The 17511-nt window shown below is 66.9% G+C and carries 21 protein-coding genes and 2 pseudogenes; 12 read left to right on the top strand and 11 right to left on the bottom strand.

The genetic code is table 11. The features are described from left to right. Nucleotides 1-14 precede the first annotated feature (14 nt). The 3 genes from ruvB to ruvC are packed head-to-tail and all read right to left on the bottom strand — an operon-like array spanning nt 15 to nt 2199. Nucleotides 15-1058 (bottom strand): Holliday junction branch migration DNA helicase RuvB, encoded by a 1044-nt coding sequence (gene ruvB, locus AADZ78_RS10235; protein ID WP_085248861.1) that lies wholly within the window; start codon nt 1056-1058, stop codon nt 15-17. Next, the gene (ruvA, locus tag AADZ78_RS10230; protein WP_085248860.1) at nt 1055-1648 is read right to left on the bottom strand and encodes a Holliday junction branch migration protein RuvA; all 594 of its coding nucleotides are present in this window, start codon (nt 1646-1648) and stop codon (nt 1055-1057) included. The genes ruvB and ruvA overlap by 4 nt, the downstream gene beginning before the upstream one ends. Continuing rightward, on the bottom strand, nt 1645-2199 hold the full coding sequence (gene ruvC, locus AADZ78_RS10225) for a crossover junction endodeoxyribonuclease RuvC (RefSeq protein WP_085248859.1): 555 nt from the start codon (nt 2197-2199) through the stop codon (nt 1645-1647). The genes ruvA and ruvC overlap by 4 nt, the downstream gene beginning before the upstream one ends. A 149-nt stretch (nt 2200-2348) precedes the next feature. Here ruvC and AADZ78_RS10220 point away from each other — a divergent pair, with 149 nt between their 5' ends. The 10 genes from AADZ78_RS10220 (at nt 2349) to AADZ78_RS10175 (ending at nt 8153) form a co-directional block, all read left to right on the top strand. Then, the gene (locus AADZ78_RS10220; RefSeq protein WP_085248858.1) at nt 2349-2594 is read left to right on the top strand and encodes an AbrB/MazE/SpoVT family DNA-binding domain-containing protein; all 246 of its coding nucleotides are present in this window, start codon (nt 2349-2351) and stop codon (nt 2592-2594) included. Then, nucleotides 2591-2995, top strand: coding sequence for a type II toxin-antitoxin system VapC family toxin (locus AADZ78_RS10215; protein ID WP_085248857.1), 405 nt, complete (start codon nt 2591-2593; stop codon nt 2993-2995). Before AADZ78_RS10220 ends, AADZ78_RS10215 begins: the two co-directional genes overlap by 4 nt. A 109-nt stretch (nt 2996-3104) precedes the next feature. After that, nucleotides 3105-3707: a DUF4178 domain-containing protein gene (locus AADZ78_RS10210; RefSeq protein WP_085248856.1), complete on the top strand. Its 603-nt coding sequence runs from the start codon at nt 3105-3107 to the stop codon at nt 3705-3707. Between the two features lie 8 nt (nt 3708-3715). Further along, on the top strand, nt 3716-4228 hold the full coding sequence (locus tag AADZ78_RS10205; RefSeq protein WP_085248855.1) for a DUF2617 family protein: 513 nt from the start codon (nt 3716-3718) through the stop codon (nt 4226-4228). Next, nucleotides 4225-4656 (top strand): DUF4247 domain-containing protein, encoded by a 432-nt coding sequence (locus AADZ78_RS10200; RefSeq protein WP_085248854.1) that lies wholly within the window; start codon nt 4225-4227, stop codon nt 4654-4656. The genes AADZ78_RS10205 and AADZ78_RS10200 overlap by 4 nt, the downstream gene beginning before the upstream one ends. A 24-nt stretch (nt 4657-4680) precedes the next feature. Further along, nucleotides 4681-5139 (top strand): DUF350 domain-containing protein, encoded by a 459-nt coding sequence (locus tag AADZ78_RS10195; protein WP_085248902.1) that lies wholly within the window; start codon nt 4681-4683, stop codon nt 5137-5139. Continuing rightward, the gene (locus AADZ78_RS10190; RefSeq protein WP_085248853.1) at nt 5136-6689 is read left to right on the top strand and encodes a polyamine aminopropyltransferase; all 1554 of its coding nucleotides are present in this window, start codon (nt 5136-5138) and stop codon (nt 6687-6689) included. Before AADZ78_RS10195 ends, AADZ78_RS10190 begins: the two co-directional genes overlap by 4 nt. Before the next feature lie 38 nt (nt 6690-6727). After that, complete coding sequence (locus tag AADZ78_RS10185; RefSeq protein ID WP_085248852.1) at nt 6728-6964, top strand: FitA-like ribbon-helix-helix domain-containing protein; 237 nt, start codon at nt 6728-6730, stop codon at nt 6962-6964. Continuing rightward, nucleotides 6961-7365: a type II toxin-antitoxin system VapC family toxin gene (locus AADZ78_RS10180; RefSeq protein ID WP_085248851.1), complete on the top strand. Its 405-nt coding sequence runs from the start codon at nt 6961-6963 to the stop codon at nt 7363-7365. Before AADZ78_RS10185 ends, AADZ78_RS10180 begins: the two co-directional genes overlap by 4 nt. A 464-nt stretch (nt 7366-7829) precedes the next feature. Further along, nucleotides 7830-8153 carry a hypothetical protein gene (locus AADZ78_RS10175; RefSeq protein ID WP_085248850.1) on the top strand — a complete coding sequence of 108 codons (324 nt, stop codon included), beginning with the start codon at nt 7830-7832 and terminating at the stop codon, nt 8151-8153. Between the two features lie 244 nt (nt 8154-8397). Here the strand turns inward: AADZ78_RS10175 and AADZ78_RS28995 are convergent. From AADZ78_RS28995 to pdxS, 6 genes and pseudogenes are all read right to left on the bottom strand, one after another. Continuing rightward, a pseudogene (locus AADZ78_RS28995) lies at nt 8398-9094 on the bottom strand (PE family protein); the annotation flags it as partial. Nucleotides 9095-9132: 38 nt separating this feature from the next. Further along, a pseudogene (locus AADZ78_RS28990) lies at nt 9133-9231 on the bottom strand (PE domain-containing protein); the annotation flags it as partial. 358 nt (nt 9232-9589) lie between these two features. Beyond that, nucleotides 9590-10345, bottom strand: a complete 756-nt coding sequence (locus AADZ78_RS10160) for a YebC/PmpR family DNA-binding transcriptional regulator (RefSeq protein ID WP_085248849.1) — start codon at nt 10343-10345, stop codon at nt 9590-9592. Nucleotides 10346-10417: 72 nt separating this feature from the next. Next, nucleotides 10418-11014 (bottom strand): pyridoxal 5'-phosphate synthase glutaminase subunit PdxT, encoded by a 597-nt coding sequence (gene pdxT / locus AADZ78_RS10155; protein WP_085248848.1) that lies wholly within the window; start codon nt 11012-11014, stop codon nt 10418-10420. Continuing rightward, a complete protein-coding gene (gene tesB, locus AADZ78_RS10150; RefSeq protein WP_085248847.1) occupies nt 11011-11847 on the bottom strand; it encodes an acyl-CoA thioesterase II in 837 nt (278 codons plus the stop codon). Before tesB ends, pdxT begins: the two co-directional genes overlap by 4 nt. 9 nt (nt 11848-11856) lie before the next feature. Then, nucleotides 11857-12756, bottom strand: coding sequence for a pyridoxal 5'-phosphate synthase lyase subunit PdxS (gene pdxS, locus AADZ78_RS10145; protein ID WP_085248846.1), 900 nt, complete (start codon nt 12754-12756; stop codon nt 11857-11859). Nucleotides 12757-12841: 85 nt separating this feature from the next. On the opposite strand from pdxS, the gene pdxH reads away from it, so the two are divergent. Next, nucleotides 12842-13516 carry a pyridoxamine 5'-phosphate oxidase gene (gene pdxH / locus AADZ78_RS10140; protein WP_085248845.1) on the top strand — a complete coding sequence of 225 codons (675 nt, stop codon included), beginning with the start codon at nt 12842-12844 and terminating at the stop codon, nt 13514-13516. Nucleotides 13517-13624: 108 nt separating this feature from the next. Next, nucleotides 13625-15346 carry a PE-PPE domain-containing protein gene (locus tag AADZ78_RS10135; protein ID WP_085248844.1) on the top strand — a complete coding sequence of 574 codons (1722 nt, stop codon included), beginning with the start codon at nt 13625-13627 and terminating at the stop codon, nt 15344-15346. Here AADZ78_RS10135 and AADZ78_RS10130 read toward each other — a convergent pair. Next, nucleotides 15331-16380 carry an NUDIX hydrolase gene (locus AADZ78_RS10130; RefSeq protein ID WP_085248843.1) on the bottom strand — a complete coding sequence of 350 codons (1050 nt, stop codon included), beginning with the start codon at nt 16378-16380 and terminating at the stop codon, nt 15331-15333. The two genes, AADZ78_RS10135 and AADZ78_RS10130, sit on opposite strands and share 16 nt — an antisense overlap. Continuing rightward, on the bottom strand, nt 16380-17504 hold the full coding sequence (locus tag AADZ78_RS10125) for a glycosyltransferase family 4 protein (RefSeq protein WP_085248842.1): 1125 nt from the start codon (nt 17502-17504) through the stop codon (nt 16380-16382). The genes AADZ78_RS10130 and AADZ78_RS10125 overlap by 1 nt, the downstream gene beginning before the upstream one ends. Between the last annotated feature and the right edge of the window lie 7 nt (nt 17505-17511).

Raw genomic sequence — 17511 nt, 5'->3', positions numbered from 1 at the left:
GGTCCGCCAACGCGTTACTCGAACAACCCCAGTTGACTCGCCCCTACCGGCGGAGTCATACCCAGGTGAGTCCAGGCCAGCGCGGTGGCCACCCGGCCGCGCGGGGTACGCGCGACCATGCCGGCGCGCACCAGAAACGGTTCGCACACTTCCTCTACCGTGGCGGCCTCCTCCCCGACCGCCACCGCCAGCGTCGAGACCCCGACGGGACCGCCGCCGAAGCTGCGGGTCAGCGCCGACAACACCGCCCGGTCCAGCCGGTCCAGGCCCAGCTCATCGACGTCGTAGACCTCCAGCGCGGACTTGGCGACGTCGCGGGTGATGACACCGTCGGCGCGCACCTCGGCGAAGTCACGGACCCGGCGCAACAACCGGTTGGCGATCCGCGGCGTTCCCCGCGAGCGGCGCGCGATCTCCGCGCCGGCCTCGGCGCCCAACTCGATGCCCAGAATTCCGGCCGAACGCGCCAGCACCCGCTCCAGCTCTGCGGGTTCATAGAAATCCATGTGCGCGGTGAAGCCGAACCGGTCGCGCAGCGGACCGGTCAGCGCGCCGGATCGGGTGGTCGCGCCAACCAGGGTGAAGGGTGCGACCTCGAGCGGAATCGATGTCGCCCCCGGACCCTTGCCGACGACCACGTCGACCCGGAAGTCCTCCATCGCCAGGTAGAGCATCTCCTCGGCAGGTCGGGCGATGCGGTGAATCTCGTCGATGAACAGCACATCGTGTTCGACCAGGTTGGACAGCATCGCGGCCAGGTCACCGGCGCGTTCCAACGCGGGCCCGGACGTCACCCGCAGCGACGACCCCAGCTCGGCGGCGATGATCATCGCCAGCGACGTTTTGCCCAGGCCCGGCGGGCCGGACAGCAGGATGTGATCCGGTGTGCTGCCGCGGTTTTTGGCCCCCTCGATGACCAGTTGCAGCTGTTCACGGACCCGAGGCTGGCCGATGAACTCCCGCAACGAGCGGGGCCGCAGGCTGACGTCGATATCGCCCTCGCCGACGGTCAGTGCGGGCGAGACGTCGCGCTCATCCGGATCGTCGAATTCGCTCATTTCGACTTCCCTAGCAGCGACAGGGCAGCACGCAGCGCACTGGATGTCGTCGCCTCGTGGTCAGTGGCCAGCACCTTGTCGGTGGCCTCCTCGGCCTGTTTGGCCGCAAAGCCGAGGCCGACGAGAGCCTCGACCACCGGGCTGCGCACCGCGCTGCCGTTCACCGCGGGTGCCCCGGCGGTCGCGGCCGCCGCCCCCACCTTGTCCCGCAGTTCCAGCACCATGCGTTCGGCGCCGCGTTTGCCGATGCCGGGCACCCGGGTCAACGCGGTGACGTCGCCGTCGGCCAGCGCCTGCCGCAGCGCAGCGGCATCATGCACGGCCAACGTCGCCATCGCCAGCCGAGGTCCCACACCCGAGACCGACAACAGCGTCAGGAACAGATCGCGAGTTTCGCTGTCACAGAACCCATACAGCGTCATCGAATCTTCACGCACGATCATCGCGGTGATCAGCCGGGCCTCGGTCCCCTGCCGCAGTGTCGCCAGCGTCGAGGGCGTCGCATTCACCCGGTAGCCGACACCGGCGGCCTCGATCACCACATGATCGAGCGCCACCTCGAGCACCTCCCCGCGGACCGAGGCGATCATCGCGCGGCCTTCAGCTTGGCAAGGTATGCCTGACGCTGCTGTGCGGCCTGCGCTTCGGCCTCAGCCATTCGGGCGATCATCGGCGCGCGCCAACAGTGACAGATCGCCAGTGCCAGCGCGTCGGCCGCGTCGGGCGGTGTCGGTTTGGCTTGCAGCGCAAGAATTTTGGTAACCATCGTGGTGACCTGGGCCTTGTCGGCGGCACCGTTGCCGGTGACCGCCGCCTTGACCTCGCTGGGGGTGTGGAAGTGCACGTCGATGCCGCGCTTTGCCGCTGCCAGCGCGACCACGCCGCCGGCTTGCGCGGTGCCCATCACCGTCGTCACGTTCAGCTGCGAGAACACCCGCTCGATGGCCAGCGCGTCCGGGTGATGGGTGTCCAGCCAGTGGTCGACGGCATCGCTGATCGCCAGCAGTCGCTTCGACACCGGCGCATCCGACGGCGTGCGCACCACGTCGACGTCCAGCGCGGTGATCTGCCGACCGCGCCCGCTCTCGACCAGCGACAGCCCACACCGCGTCAACCCGGGATCGACACCCATCACCCGCACGGCAGCTCCTTACCCGAACAGTTGTTCGATAGCCTAGCGGGTGGGTCCGACAGCGGCCGGGAGGACACGCCCGGTTAGACAAACGGACACGCGATCACGGCACCTCCCGCCCCGCTACCAGCGTAGATAGAAATGGTAAAATTCGTGCCATGCGCACAACCATCGATGCGGCCGGGCGCCTCGTGATTCCCAAGCGGATTCGCGACCGCGTTGGTTTGCGCGGGAACGAGCAGGTGGAAATCACCGAGCGCGATGGGCGCATCGAGATTGAACCAGCCCCGACCGGTGTCGAACTCGTTCGGGAGGGGTCGGTCCTCGTCGCACGGCCGGAACGTCCTCTGCCCCCGTTGACCGACGAAATCGTTCGCGAAACGCTCGATCGCGTACGGCGGTGATCGCGCCGGACACCAGCGTCCTCATTGCCGGATTCGCAACATGGCACGACGGGCACGAGTCCGCGGTGCGCGCGCTCAACCGTGGCGTTCATCTGATTGCTCACACGGCGCTGGAGACCTATTCAGTTTTGACGCGTCTCCCACCGCCGCATCGCGTTGAACCTGTCGCTGTTCATGGCTACCTCGCGGATGTCACTTCCAGCGAGTACTTGACGCTCGACGCGCGCTCACATCGTGATCTCATCGACCTCCTCGCCGAGCACGGTGTTACCGGTGGCGCAACCTACGACGCGCTGGTCGGATTGACGGCCAAGGCTGCCGGGGCAACGCTGTTAACCCGCGACGTGCGAGCGGTCACCACCTATGAGCGGTTGCGACTGGAGTTTGAGCTGGTGACCTGAGGAATCGAGGCTGCCGTCCCGGTCTGGTGCGCCCCGCGCAGTAACACGATGCGGGCGCGTCGAAAGCTGTTACGTTAGACCGCACGTTCGCCGCGATCCGGAGGTATGTGTGGGGACACTGCTGGTCGTCGTCGCATTCGTGTTGTTCGTGGCGTCCATCGTCGTTCTCGTCATGGCGCTGCGCCGGCCCAAGCGACCGCAGCCCAGTACGGGGCGTCAAGACCCGTTGTCGTTCAACGCGATGCCGCAGTTCGGGCCGCGTTCGCTCGGTCCCGGCGCGATCGTCAGCTACGGCGGCACCGACTATGTGGTCCGCGGATCGGTCACGTTCCGCCAGGGGCCGTTCGTGTGGTGGGAGCACCTGCTGGAAGGCGGCGAGCAGCCGGTCTGGTTCAGCGTCGAAGAGGACGACGGGCGCCTTGAACTTGCGATGTGGGTGAAACGCACGGACCTGGCGTTACAGCCGGGCGGCGAGCACGTGGTCGACGGTGTGACGTTTCGTGAGTCGGAGCGTGGCCGTGCCGGATACACCACCGAGGGCACGACCGGTCTGCCGGCGGGCGGCGAGATGGACTATGTCGACTACACGAATGCGGACAACACGGCCCTGCTGTCCTTCGAGCGTTGGGCGCCGGAGATGCCCTGGGAGATATCAACGGGCAAGACCGTGCTGACCGGCGAGCTCACCGTCTACCCCGCGCCCCCCGCGTAGGACCGCCGGTGCCGCTCCATCAGCTCGCCGTGGCTCCGGCTGACGTATCGGGGGCACGACTAGCACTGGCGCTCAACGAGCCCGCGCCGCCGGCACTGGCGACCTATCGGCTGGACCATCCCGGCGGAGGCAGTCTGCAGCTGGGGGTCTTGGGCGCATCGCACCTGGTCACGGCCGAGCACCGGACCGGTCAATTCTCCGAGCAGGTCTCGTGCGCGGCTCGCAACCATCAGAGCGGCCTGCCCGACCACACCGAAGCACCCGGCTATTGCCTCCAATCCCGTACCTACACCCGCGATGAGGAGGGGTTCCGACGGCTGGCGCACCACCTTCGGGAGCGCTGCACACGCGAAATCGGATGGCTCGGTGGTGTGTTTCCCGGCGATGACGCGGCGTTGACCGCACTGGTTGCCGAGCCCGACGGCAGCGGCTGGCGCTGGCAGACCTGGCACCTGTACCCGCTGCACCCGTGCGGGTCGGGCGGGACGGTGGTCCACACCGCGAGCCGGTGGCGTCCATGAGCCGCAATCGCCTGTTCTGGGTTGCCGGTGGGTTGGCCATCGCCGCGATGGTGTCGTTGATTTCCGGATTGGTGTTGCTGCACAAGGACATCGGCTCGTATATCGCCTCCCACTATCACGAGTACTCCCGTGATGCGAACGGCACCCGCTACGCGTGCACCGGATCTCCCGGACAGGTGGCCGCCACGCTCACCAGCTATCAGGCGCCCGAGGCGCGCGCGTCCAGCGGCGGCAACCAATACCTGCGCTACAGCCGAAACATCGTGATCGTCGGACCTGATGGCAACCATCCGTGCAGCATCCGCGTCGAAGATCTGGGCGCCCGATACAGCCACGGCGGATTCATTTTCCTCGGCCCCGGGTTCACCCCGGGTTCTCCGTCCGGCGGCTCGGGCGGCAGCCCCGGTGGGCCGGGCGGGAGCAAGTAGATGACCATGCATAAGGAGACAGCCATGTACCAGGCCGCCATTGATTTCGGCACCGTGAACTTCACCCCGCTCCTGCATGGGGCCGTCGCCACGGTTCTGTACTTCCTGGTGGGAATCGCGGTGCTGATCGCCGGCTTCGTGATGGTCGACCTGCTTACGCCGGGAAATCTGCGCCAGTTGGTGTTCCTGGAACGCCGTCCCAACGCCGTTGTCCTGGCCGCGGCCATGTATGCGGCGCTGGCCACCGTGATCATCGCCGCGATCTATGCCAGCTCCAGCCAGCTCGGTGAAGGTCTGCTCGGGGTGGCGATCTACGGGACGATCGGCATCGTCCTGCAGGGGCTGGCGCTGTTCATTCTGCGGATCGTGGTGCCGGGCAACTTCCACGAACATGTCGAACAACCGGAGCTGCATCCGGCCGCGTTCGCGACGGCCGCCATGCTGTTGGCCGTGGGAGGGGTGACGGCGGCCGCGCTGTCATGACTGCCGTTGAGGTAGCGCTGGCTCAGACCTCTTCGGGGCGATGGCGCGCGCTGCTGCTGGCCGCCGTCGCCGCCTGTGCGGCCTGCGGAATTGTCTACGAGCTTGCGCTGCTGACGCTGTCGACGAGCCTGAACGGCGGCGGCATCGTCGCCACCTCGTTGATCGTCGCGGGCTATATCGCGGCGCTGGGTTTGGGTGCGCTGCTGGTCAAGCCGCTGCTGGCGCGGGCGGCCGTCACGTTCATTGCCGTCGAGGCGGTTTTGGGAATCGTCGGCGGCTTGTCGGCGGCGGCACTGTACGTGGCGTTTGCGTTTATCGACGGGTCGACGTTGGTGCTGGCGGGGAGCACCGCGCTGATCGGCTGCCTGGTTGGAGCCGAGGTGCCGCTGCTGATGACGCTGTTGCAACGCGGCCGGGTCTCCGGGGCCGCCGATACCGGCCGCACGCTGGCCAACCTCAATGCCGCTGACTACCTGGGGGCGCTGGTGGGCGGGCTGGTTTGGCCTTTCCTGTTGTTGCCGCAGCTCGGGATGATTCGCGGCGCGGCCACCACCGGCATCGTCAACCTGGTGGCCGCGGCGATCGTGTCGATCTTCTTGTTGCGACGCATCGTTTCCCCGCGCCAGCTGGTGGCGGCGCTGTGTGCGCTGGGTGCGGCGCTGGCGCTGCTGGTCACGCTGCTGGTGCGTGCGCACGACATCGAGACCACCAGCCGACAGCGGCTTTACGCGGACCCGATCGTCGCGTACCGGCACTCGGCCTATCAGGAAATCGTGGTCACCCGCCGGGGCGACGACATGCGGCTCTACTTGGACGGGGGTTTGCAGTTTTCCACCCGCGACGAATACCGCTACACCGAAAGCTTGGTCTACCCCGCTGTGGGCAAGGGCGCGCGTTCGGTGCTGATACTAGGTGGCGGTGACGGCTTAGCAGCCCGAGAGCTGTTGCGCCTAAATGGAATTCAGCAGATCGTGCAGGTGGAACTGGACCCGGCCGTCGTCGAAGTGGCGCGCACCACGATGCGCGATGCCAACCGCGGTTCGCTGGATAACCCGCGCGTGCACCTGGTGAACGACGATGCGATGAGCTGGCTGCGAGGTGCCGGCGGTAGCCGCTTCGACGCGGTGATCGTCGACCTGCCCGACCCCGACACGCCGGTGTTGGGCCGGTTGTATTCCACCGAGTTCTACGCGCTGGTCGGTCGTGCGCTGGCGCCCGATGGGCTGATGGTGGTGCAAGCGGGCAGCCCGTTTTCGACGCGAGCAGCGTATTGGCGGACCGTCTCGACGATCAGGGCCGCAGGTTACTCGGTCACGCCGTATCACGTGCACGTACCCACTTTTGGCGACTGGGGTTTCGTCTTGGCGCGCCGCGGTGACGCCGCGCCGGTACCCACGGTGCCGCGCGATGCGCCGCCGTTGCGGTTCCTGGACCAGCGGGTGCTCGACGCCGCCACGGTGTTTTCCGACGACGTCCGGCCGCGCCCGGTAGAGCCCTCGACGCTAGACAATCCGCGCATCGTCGACGACATGCGCCACGGGTACGACTAGCCCTACATGCGCATGCCATGCGCATGTAGGGTCGAGGCATGGCAGTTGCGATTCAGATCAAGGACGTCCCCGAAGAAGTGCGCGACGCCGTCGCCGCGCGTGCCGCGGCACGCGGCCAGACCACCCAGGTCTATCTACGCGCACTTCTGCAGCGAGAGTTCCGCGCCGAACGCAACAAGCAGCTACTCGAGAGCCTTGCCGGGCGTCGCAGCCTCGACCTCAGCGCCGAGGAGGTGGTTCGCGAGATTCGACGCGGGCGCGAGGACGACGATTGATCGTCCTCGACGCGAACGTCATGGTCATGGCGTTGGCCAGCCGGGCAGGACAGGGCGACTCCGCGCGTGCCGCGATGATCGCCGACGACGATTGGATCGCTCCCGCGCACATGCCCCTGGAGGTGCTGCGCACGTTGCGCAAAGCCGCCCGCGGTAATCGCTTGACCGTCGACGACGCCGAGTCAGCGTTCCAGGCGCTCATCGCGATGCAGATCGAATACGTCGGAACGGACGTGGTGCTGCTTCAGACGGTTTGGGCGATGCGCCACAACATCTCTGTGTATGACGCCGCATACGTCGCCGTCGCGGCCATGCACGACGCCCCGCTCGTCACCTTCGATGCGCGGCTCGCCCACGCAGCCACCCGCACCAAGCCCGAGATACGGGTCCGCCTGCTCTGACCGGTGGGCGCCCCCATACCAGCTCGCGCACGCCGGCGGCCCGACCCGGAGCAGGGGCGTTCCGCCCTCCCGGACCCGCGCGAGGATGCCGCCCGGGTATTGCTCAGACGAGGAAGCAAATCGCCCGACGTGTGTGAAATCGTCGCCCAGGCCAGTACCCGCCGCGCGACACTCGCATGAGCTATCCCGATTTCGCGACTCGACCAGCCGAACGATGCCCGTAGTACATTTCGCATGGTTTGCCAAAGCGATCGAAGGCGGTGCTGATGGCGGGTTCGACCCGAGTAATTGATCCCGACGGCAAAGCTTTTACTGTACGGCGGCGCTAGTTTCCGTGGCGACGGGCGCTGTCACTGACCGCGATCTGGTACAGCACGTCAGGCGAGGAGGACGACACGTCCGGTGGTGACGCGAAGCCGGCGACGGCGGAGTCCGGCGATTCGGAGTCATCCGGAAATGCCGCGGTGCATGCGATTTTCGTGGTCCTGAGCGCAACGGTCTGGCTTATCGCACAGGCGGGCAAGGTCGTGCTGATCGTATTGGCGGCCATCATCGTCGTCGTGCTGTCCGTGGTAGATCTCGTCGTGCAGCTAGTCGTCATGCCATTCACGCTGCTGGCCCGGGCAGTCGGCGTGATGCGTTGGCCGGTTCAGATTGACCGGGAGAAGCAGCATTTCCGGACGGTGTACGCTCGCGGCTTTACTGCCGTCGCCGCGTTGCGCGACGAACTCGCCGCACGGATTCAACGCGGTGAACTCGAGCCCGACCCGTCGGCACCGGCACCCTAGCAATTAAGGGTGCGCACAAGCCGCGGCAGCAAAGTTCGCCACACCAACCGCCGAACCGATCGCGCCCAAATCTGTGACCGCCACCGCGGACTAATTCCCCAACCACAAACCGCACGGCGAATCCACTAGGTGCGACCAGCGGGTCGTAACGCCGTCCCGGTGCGGCGATCGTCCTCTCAGCAAACTTCGGGCAGACTGCCCGGAATCGCTAGCTGAGGGTGGGCAGTATGACCGACATGGGTGGCTAGGTGCCCACGCCGCCGTCGCCGCCGGTGCCACCTTCGCCGCCATCGCCGCCGGGCCGTCCCCTGGTGTGCCGGCCGTGCCGGCCTTGTTGCCCCCAGTTCCGCCGAAGCCACCGGTACCCCCGGTGCCACCAGATCCGGGGACATCCCCGACGCCACCGGCGCCGCCATCGCCCGCCGCGCCCACCTGCCCGAATAGACCACCCTCGCCGCGGAGTCCGCCGTTCCCGCCGACGCCGCCCGAGCCCCGCTGCCGCCCTTGCCACCTATCCCGCCAATGCCGCCGGTCCCGCCGGTGCCGCCGGCATTCTCGACGCCCGCACCGCCCACGCCGCCGTCACCACCCGCAGCGCCACTTCCACCCGTACCACCGACGCCGCCGGCTCCGCCGGTTCCGCCGTTGCCGACCAGGAACCCGCCGCGACCGCCGGCGCCGCCCATACCGCCATCCCCTCCCGTCGCGCCGGCTGACCCGGAACCACCGATCTTGCCGTTGCCCCCAAGAACGCCCGCGTCGCCGGTGGCACCCGGCGTCGTACCGGCCGCACCTGCCAGGCCGGCGGCGCCGACACCACCGGCACCGCCATTGCCGAACAACCACCCGCCGGAGCCCCCGGTGCCGCCCGCCGCACCCGCGCCGCCGGCACCGCCGGCGCCGCCGGTGCCGAACAATCCGGCATCACCGCCGCGGAAACCTCGTCCTGCGCCGCGGCCACCAGCTGCGTCGTCGACACCACGGCGGCCGCGTTGGCCGCACCCACCGACCAACCGAGGTTCGCGACATCTCCGGCTGCGGCCGAGAGCAACTCCGGTGCCACACTGACAAACGACATCGCACACCTCAACCAGCCACGAATTTCAACCAAATTGATTGCTGCGCTTGCGAATCCAACGGTTGGCACAGCACAATTCGGCGTGGGGGATGCACACCCGCAATCAACGCCGCCAGCCATATCCGCTGGGCGGCATTCGGTAATGGAACCCGCTCGAAGCGCTCAGCCACCACAGAAACGCCCTTCAACGAAGTACGGCACAAAGCTAACGGCGCGACATTGAATAACTGTTGAATCTTGTTGAATCGCTACGGACCTCATGCGCCGGGTCCTGCAGCTCCGCCCTCACCGCCCGAGCCCCCGGTGGGGGTGGGATATGAAATAACTGTTGAGTACGACAACCCCAGATGAGGCGTCGCTACTCCTCGTCGAGAGCCGCCAGCACCTCGTCGGACACGTCGACGTTGGTCCAGACGTTTTGTACGTCGTCGCTGTCCTCCAGCGCTTCGACGAGCTTGAACACCTTGCGGGCGCCGTCGAGGTCGACGGGCACGCTGACCGACGGCTGGAAGCTGGCCTCGGCCGACTCGTAGTCAATGCCAGCGTCTTGCAATGCGGTCCGCACCGCGACCAGATCGCCCGGCTCCGAGATGATTTCGAAACTGTCACCGAGATCGTTGACGTCCTCGGCGCCGGCGTCGAGCACCGCCGTCAACACGTCGTCCTCGGTCAGGCCGTTCTTTTCCAGGGTGACCACGCCCTTGCGGGAGAACAGGTAGGCCACCGAACCCGGATCGGCCATGGCGCCGCCGTTGCGCGTCATCGCCACGCGGACCTCGCTGGCGGCCCGGTTGCGGTTGTCGGTGAGGCATTCGATCAGTACCGCCACACCGTTGGGCGCATAACCCTCGTAGGTGATGGTTTGCCAGTCCGCGCCGCCGGCCTCCTCGCCGGCACCGCGCTTGCGTGCGCGTTCGATGTTCTCGTTGGGCACCGAGCTCTTTTTGGCCTTCTGGATCGCGTCATACAGCGTCGGGTTGCCTGCCGGGTCACCGCCACCGACGCGCGCCGCGACCTCGATGTTCTTGATCAGCCGGGCGAACATCTTGCCGCGGCGGGCGTCGATGACGGCCTTCTTGTGCTTGGTGGTGGCCCACTTGGAATGGCCGCTCATCGGTGTGCTTTACCTCTTTCATTCGACAAGTTCGCCTAGCGAGTCTACGTGGACGCTGATCTGCGCCGAGCGTCACGCCAGGCCGTTGACGATGTCCACGAACAACTGGTGGATGCGGCGATCGCCGGTCATCTCGGGATGAAACGCCGTCGCCAGCACGCGACCCTGCCGCACCGCGACGATGTGGTCCGCCGCTCGTGCCAACACCTGCACACCGTCACCGGCTCGCTCGACCCACGGGGCCCGGATGAACACTCCACGCACCGGGTGGTTAAACCCCGCGAACGCGAGATCGCCCTCGAACGAGTCGACCTGACGCCCAAAAGCGTTGCGCCGCACCGTCATATCGATCGCGTTCAGTGGCAGCGCCTCGCGCCCGCCAGCGCCGGCGTCCAGGATCTCGCTGGCCAGCAGGATCATGCCCGCGCACGAGCCGTACGCGGGCAGCCCCGCGGCCAGTCGCGCCCGTAGCGGCTCCAACAATTCCAAGTCGAGCAGCAGGTGGCTCATGGTGGTCGATTCCCCACCCGGAAGCACCAGCCCGTCGACCGCGTCGAGCTCGTCGCGGCGCCGCACCGTCATCGAGTCGGCGCCGCATTCGCGAAGCGCCGCCAGGTGCTCACGGGTGTCGCCCTGCAGCGCCAGCACCCCGATCTTCGGCCGGGTCACGGCCGGAATCCGCGCCTATAGCGGGTCAGCCCCTCCTGCATGACCGCCGCGACCATCTCACCGGACGGTGTGAAGATCTTGCCCTGGGTCAACGCGCGACCACCGCCGGCCGACGGCGAGGACTGGTCGTAGAGCAGCCATTCATCGGCCCGGAACGGCCGCATGAACCACATCGCGTGGTCCAACGAGGCCACCTGCAGATGCTCACGCACATTGAGGTGAGTCACCTGCGCCGAGCCCAGCAGCGTGAGGTCGCTCATGTAGGCCAGCGCACAGATGTGCAGCACCGGGTCGTCCGGCAACGGATCGCGGTGACGAAACCACACCTGCTGCTGGGAGGCCTTGCCGGGCAACAGCTGCAGGCGCTCCCGCGGCACAATGCAGACGTCCCACTCCTCGAACTGCTTGAATCCCGCGTCGTCGAAGACCTTGATCGAGTTCAACCCCGGCAACCCGTCCGGGGGCGGAGCTGCCGGCATCGGGTCCTGGTGGCTGATGCCGTCCTGCTCGGTCTGAAAAGACGCCCCCATGCTGAAGATGATCTCCCCGTGCTGGATGGCGTTGACCCGCCTGGTGGCAAACGATCCGCCATCGCGGGTCCGCTCAACGAGAAAAACCGTGCGCGCCAACGCATCCCCGGGTCGAAGAAAGTAGCCGTGCAGCGAATGAACATGGTATTGCGGATCGACGGTGCGCACCGCCGACACCAGCGACTGACCGGCCACATGACCGCCGAAAGTCCGCTGCAGGAAACCCGATTCCGGGCTGAAGACGCTCCCGCGGTAGATGTTGACCTCGAGTTGCTCGAGATCAAGGATCTCTTCGATCGCCACGAATGATTCTTACCAGCCGCGTTCGGCCAAGCGATGCGACTGCGCGATCTCCTCCACGTTGATGCCCACCATCGCCTCGCCCAGCCCACGCGACACCTTCGCCAGGACGTCGGCGTCGTCATAGAACGTGGTGGCCTTGACGATCGCCGCGGCGCGCTGCGCGGGATCGCCGGACTTGAAGATGCCCGACCCGACGAAGACCCCCTCGGCGCCGAGCTGCATCATCATCGCGGCGTCGGCGGGCGTGGCAATTCCGCCGGCGGTGAACAGCGTGACCGGCAGCTTGCCCGCCCGGGCAACCTCCACGACGAGTTCGTAGGGGGCCTGCAATTCCTTTGCGGCAACAAATAATTCGTCCTCTGACAGCGACGTTAGCCGGCGGATCTCGCCGCCGATGGCTCGCATGTGCGTGGTCGCGTTGGAGACGTCACCGGTGCCTGCCTCGCCCTTGGATCGGATCATCGCCGCGCCCTCGCTGATGCGCCGCAGCGCCTCCCCGAGATTGGTCGCCCCGCACACGAATGGCACGGTGAACTTCCACTTGTCGATGTGGTGGGTGTAGTCGGCGGGCGTCAGCACCTCGGACTCGTCGATGTAGTCCACGCCCAGGCTCTGCAGGATCTGTGCCTCGACGAAATGCCCGATGCGTGCTTTGGCCATCACCGGGATGGTGACCGCGGAGATGATGCCTTCGATCATGTCGGGGTCGCTCATCCGCGAAACCCCGCCCTGGGCGCGGATGTCGGCGGGCACCCGCTCCAGTGCCATGACCGCGACCGCGCCGGCTCCCTCGGCGATGCGGGCCTGCTCCGGTGTGACGACGTCCATGATGACGCCGCCCTTGAGCATCTCGGCCATGCCACGCTTGACCCGCGCCGTACCGGTTGCTGGGCTACCTGCAGCATCCATGGTTGCCTCCTTCGATCTCCACCACGATACGGCCAACACCGCGCGGCTAATGTAGCGACTACCTCGCGGAGTATCGGAGGCCGGAATGGACGATGACGCCAAGGTCATCGATCGCAACGATGACCAGCTGGCTCGGATGCGCGGCGAATATGGTCCGGAAAAAGACGGTTGCGACGATCTGGACTTTCATTGGCTCGACGGAGGCTGGCTGGCGTTGCTGCGCCGGTGGATGAGCGATGCGCAACGCGCGGGTGTGATCGAACCCAATGCAATGGTGCTGGCGACGGTTTCGGACGGAAAACCGGTGAGCCGTTCGGTGCTCTGCGCATTGATCGACGAGTCGGGCGTGGCATTTTTCACGAGCCACGACTCGGAAAAAGGTGCGCAGCTCGAAGCGACGCCATACGCGTCGGCAACCTTTCCCTGGTACGAGTTGGGCCGGCAAGCCCACGTGCGCGGCGCGGTCACCAGGGTCAGCGCCGATGAGACGCTGGACTATTGGTCCAAGCGACCGCGCGGGGCTCAGCTGGCTGCGTGGGCATCACAACAGTCGCGTCCCGTCGGATCCCGCGCCGAGCTCGAGGATCAGCTCGCCGAGGTGACGCGTCGCTTCGCCGGCCAGGACCAGATTCCGGTGCCGCCGCGGTGGGGCGGCTACCGCATCGCCCCTGAGATCGTCGAATTCTGGCAGGGTCGCGAGAACCGCCTGCACAACCGGATCCGCGTCGCGAATGGCCGGCTCGAGAGGTTACAGCCCTGATGGATGCCAAGTTTGGTAGAACCGCGGAGATCCTGCGCGACCTGTCCTAGAGTTTTCCCCGGAATCCGTTGCGGTCGATAACAACGGCCAATCGGGAAGAACGTAGCGATGAGTTTCGCCGTTTTGCCACCGGAGCTGAATTCGGCGCGCATGTTCGCCGGTGTGGGTCCGGGCCCGATGCTGGCGGCCGCGGCGGCCTGGGATGCTGTGGCCGAGGAGTTGCATGCCGCGGCGGGCACGTTTACGTCGGCGACCGCGGGGCTGGCTGGCGAGGCGTGGCGAGGTCCCGCATCAGTAGCGATGACGGGCGCGGCCGGCCCGTACGTGGGGTGGTTGAGCACGGCGGCGGATCAGGCAGAGCAAGTGGCCGGACAGGCCCGGCTAATTGCGAGCGCGTTCGAGGCGGCACTGGCGGCCACCGTGCATCCTGCGATCATCGGGGCCAACCGGACGCAGCTGGTGTCGCTGGTGGCAGCCAACCTGCTGGGCCAGAATGCCCCGGCAATCGCGGCCGCCGAGGCCGAATACGAGCAGATATGGGCCCAGGACGTGGCCGCGATGTCGGCCTATTTTGCCGATGCGTCGGCGGTGGTCGGGCGGCTGGCCCCATGGCAGCAGCTGCTGCAGAACCTCCAGTCGCAGACGGATAGCGCCTACGCCGCGACGGGGCTGGGGGCAACCAATCTTGGTACCGCAAACATCGGCAGCGGAAACATTGGCGTAGGCAATGTCGGCAACGGCAACATCGGCGTCGGCAACGTCGGCGACGGCAACATCGGCCTCGGGAACCGCGGCAATTGGAATATCGGCATCGCGAACACCGGCAACAACTTGATCGGCTTTGCGCGCCCCGGTGACGGCAACGTCGGCGTCGCGCTCATCAACCTAGGCCAGGTGGGTGCCGGCGTTCCGGCGAAAACCGCGTTACTCATGGGCGGCACCGGACTCAGCCCGCTCCCTGGGCCCAACTTCGCGGCGACCGTTGAGCCGCTCCTCACACCCACTCATCCCTCGTACATCGCGCAGTTCGTGGTAACGCCCTTGAAGTTTTTTCCATTCACCGGGCCGGCCAGCCTGACCCTCGACGCATCCGTGGCCCAGGGCGTCCAGAACCTGCACGCCGCGATCATGGCGCAAGACGCTGCGGGAAACCACACCGTCGTCTTCGGCGTATCGCAAAGCGCCACGATAGCCACCCTCGAAATGCGTTTTCTGCAGACCCTGCCGGCCGGCCTACGACCGGGCCCGGATGAACTGTCCTTGGTGCTGGCAGCTAATCCCGATCGACCCAACGGCGGCCTGCTGGCGCGCCTCCCTGGTTTCTCCATCCCGTCTTTGGGTTTCACGTTCTACGGCGCGACTCCCGCCAACCTCTACCCCACAACGGATTACGCGATCCAATACGACGGCGCCGCCGACTTCCCGCAGTTCCCGATCAATCTTATTGCCGACGCCAACGCCATCGCGGGCTTCTTGTTCCTGCACCCCTACTACAACACTTTGACGCCCGCCCAGATCGCGTCGGGCGTCGTCCAGCCGGTGTCTCCGGACAGTCTGACTACCTACATCCTCATTCCCAGCGACGAACTGCCGCTGCTGATTCCGCTGCGCGCGGTGCCCATTCTGGGAAGCCCACTCGCCGAGCTGATCGAACCGGATTTGCGGGTGCTCGTCGAGCTGGGCTACGACCGCACCGCCTACCAGGATGTGCCGACGCCGTTCGGGCTGTTCCCGAACGTCGATCCGGCCACGGTCATGGCCGATCTGCAGCAGGGCGCAGTGGAAGGTATCCACAACGCACTGGCCGAGCTGGGTTACCGGATCGACTGAGGGACACCGGCGTCCGCAGCGGCCACCCAGTTGTCCGCCATTTCGTTGGCGACGGGCAGCAACTCGCCAAGTTGTAGTGGATAGACCAGTTCCCCGGCCGCGACCAGCTCCGCGATGTCGTTCGCGTCGCACCAGCGGGCGCCGTGGATGTAGCGCCGCTCCAATTCGGTGCGCCCCGCGACGGACGGCTCGAACCGACGCGTCCGGTACACCAGGTAGAACTCCTCGCTATCGATCACCGAGCCGTTGAACTCGAAGGCCTCGTCACGTCGCCAGACGGGTCCGACCATGGCCGTCGGCGCGACCCGCAGACCGGTTTCCTCGGCCAGCTCACGCGCGGCGGCCTCGGCCAACCGCTCGCCTTGGCGCACCTCGCCCCCGACGGTGAACCACCATTTCGGGGCGGTGCCGTCGGTAACCGCGGGATCCGAACCACACAGCAACAGCACCGCGCCGGTGTCGTCGAGGAGCACCACCCGGGCCGAAGTGCGGTGGTTCACCACACCGTGACCGCTGTGCGCCAACGCGTGCGGTCGCTCGGCGATCTCGAAATATGTTGGCAGTGCTGCGGTTCCACCGAGCCGAAGCTTCCGCACCAGGGGTCGTTCGGCGAGCGCGAGGGTGTCGCGGACGGCGTCGTTGTGGAATCGACGGGCCAGCAGCACCCGGGCTTCGGCGTCGGCCAGTTCGGCGATCAGGGCCGCCGGCAGCGACGCCGGATCAACCATCGCCAGCGCGGCGGAGAGCTCGTTTTCGCATGCCTCACGCGAATGCCGGGGCGCACGTTCGGCGGCGTCGGCCAGTGCCGCCAACCGGCGGCCCTCGGGGCAGGCTTTCGAGGTGCCGCCGTAGGCGTCGACCGCGACCGCGCGGGTCACCACAGCGCGCCGCGCCAGCGCGCCGTCCAGCGCCTGCCAGGACAGGTCATAGCGCACGTTCAACCGGTTCAGCCGGTTGGCCGTTTGATACCCCCAGGCACCCACCGCCACCAGCAGCACGACCAGCACCGCAATAACGACAAGCAGCCAGGTCACTAGCTGGCCACCTGAACCTTGGTGCCGGACCCGGCGACCGTCTCGTACACCCGCATGATCTGGGTGGCGACCACCGACCAGTCGTACCGGGTGACCGCCTCGGCGCCAGCAGCCACATAGCGCTGCCGCAGCATGGCGTCAGCCAACACCGAGACGAGCGCGTCGCCCAGCGCGGCACCGTCCGCAACCGGCACCAGGCAACCGACCTCACCGTCGCGCAGCACCCGCCGGAAGGCGTCCAGGTCACTGGCCACCACCGGGGTGCCGGCGGCCATCGCTTCGACCAACACGATGCCAAAGCTCTCACCGCCGGTATTGGGTGCGCAATAGACGTCGGCGCTGCGCATCGCGGATGCCTTCCCGGCGTCATCCACCTGCCCGAGAAAGCGCAGGTGCTCGTCCAATCCGCTTGCCTGGCCGCGCAATTGGTCCTCATCGCCGCGGCCGACGATCAGCAACTGCACATCCGGAAACCGCTGCACCACCCTGGGCAGCGCGTCGAGCAGTACCGCCATCCCCTTGCGCGGCTCGTCGTAACGACCCAGGAACAGCACCGTCTTGCCCGGCCGCGGATACCCGTCCAGCGGTGGCGCCGAAGCAAACGAATCGACGTCCACCCCATTGGGGATCTCCACCGCATCGGACCCCAGTGCCTCCATCTGCCAGCGCCGGGCCAGATCCGACACCGCGATCCGCCCGACGATCTTCTCGTGCATCGGCCGCAGGATGCCCTGGAAAACCGTCAGCGTCAGCGACTTGGTGGTCGAGGTGTGAAACGTCGCCACGATCGGGCCCTCGGCGATGTTCAAGGCCAGCATGGACAGGCTCGGCGCGTTGGGCTCGTGCAGGTGCAGCACGTCGAAATCGCCTTCGGCAAGCCACTTTTTGACCTTGCGGTGGGTGGCGGGGCCGAACCGCAGCCGGGCTACCGACCCGTTGTAGGGAATGGGGACCGCCTTGCCGCCGGAAACGACGTAGTCCGGCAGCGACGTATGCGGCGACACCGGTGCCAGCACGCTGACCTGGTGTCCGCGGGCACGCAGCACCTCGGCCAGCTGCAACACGTGCGACTGCACCCCGCCCGGCACGTCGAACGAGTAAGGGCAGATCATCCCTATCCGCATCAAACTT

The organism is Mycobacterium riyadhense (assembly GCF_963853645.1).
GTDB lineage: Bacteria > Actinomycetota > Actinomycetes > Mycobacteriales > Mycobacteriaceae > Mycobacterium > Mycobacterium riyadhense.
This window is presented reverse-complemented; position numbering and strand designations above follow the sequence as displayed.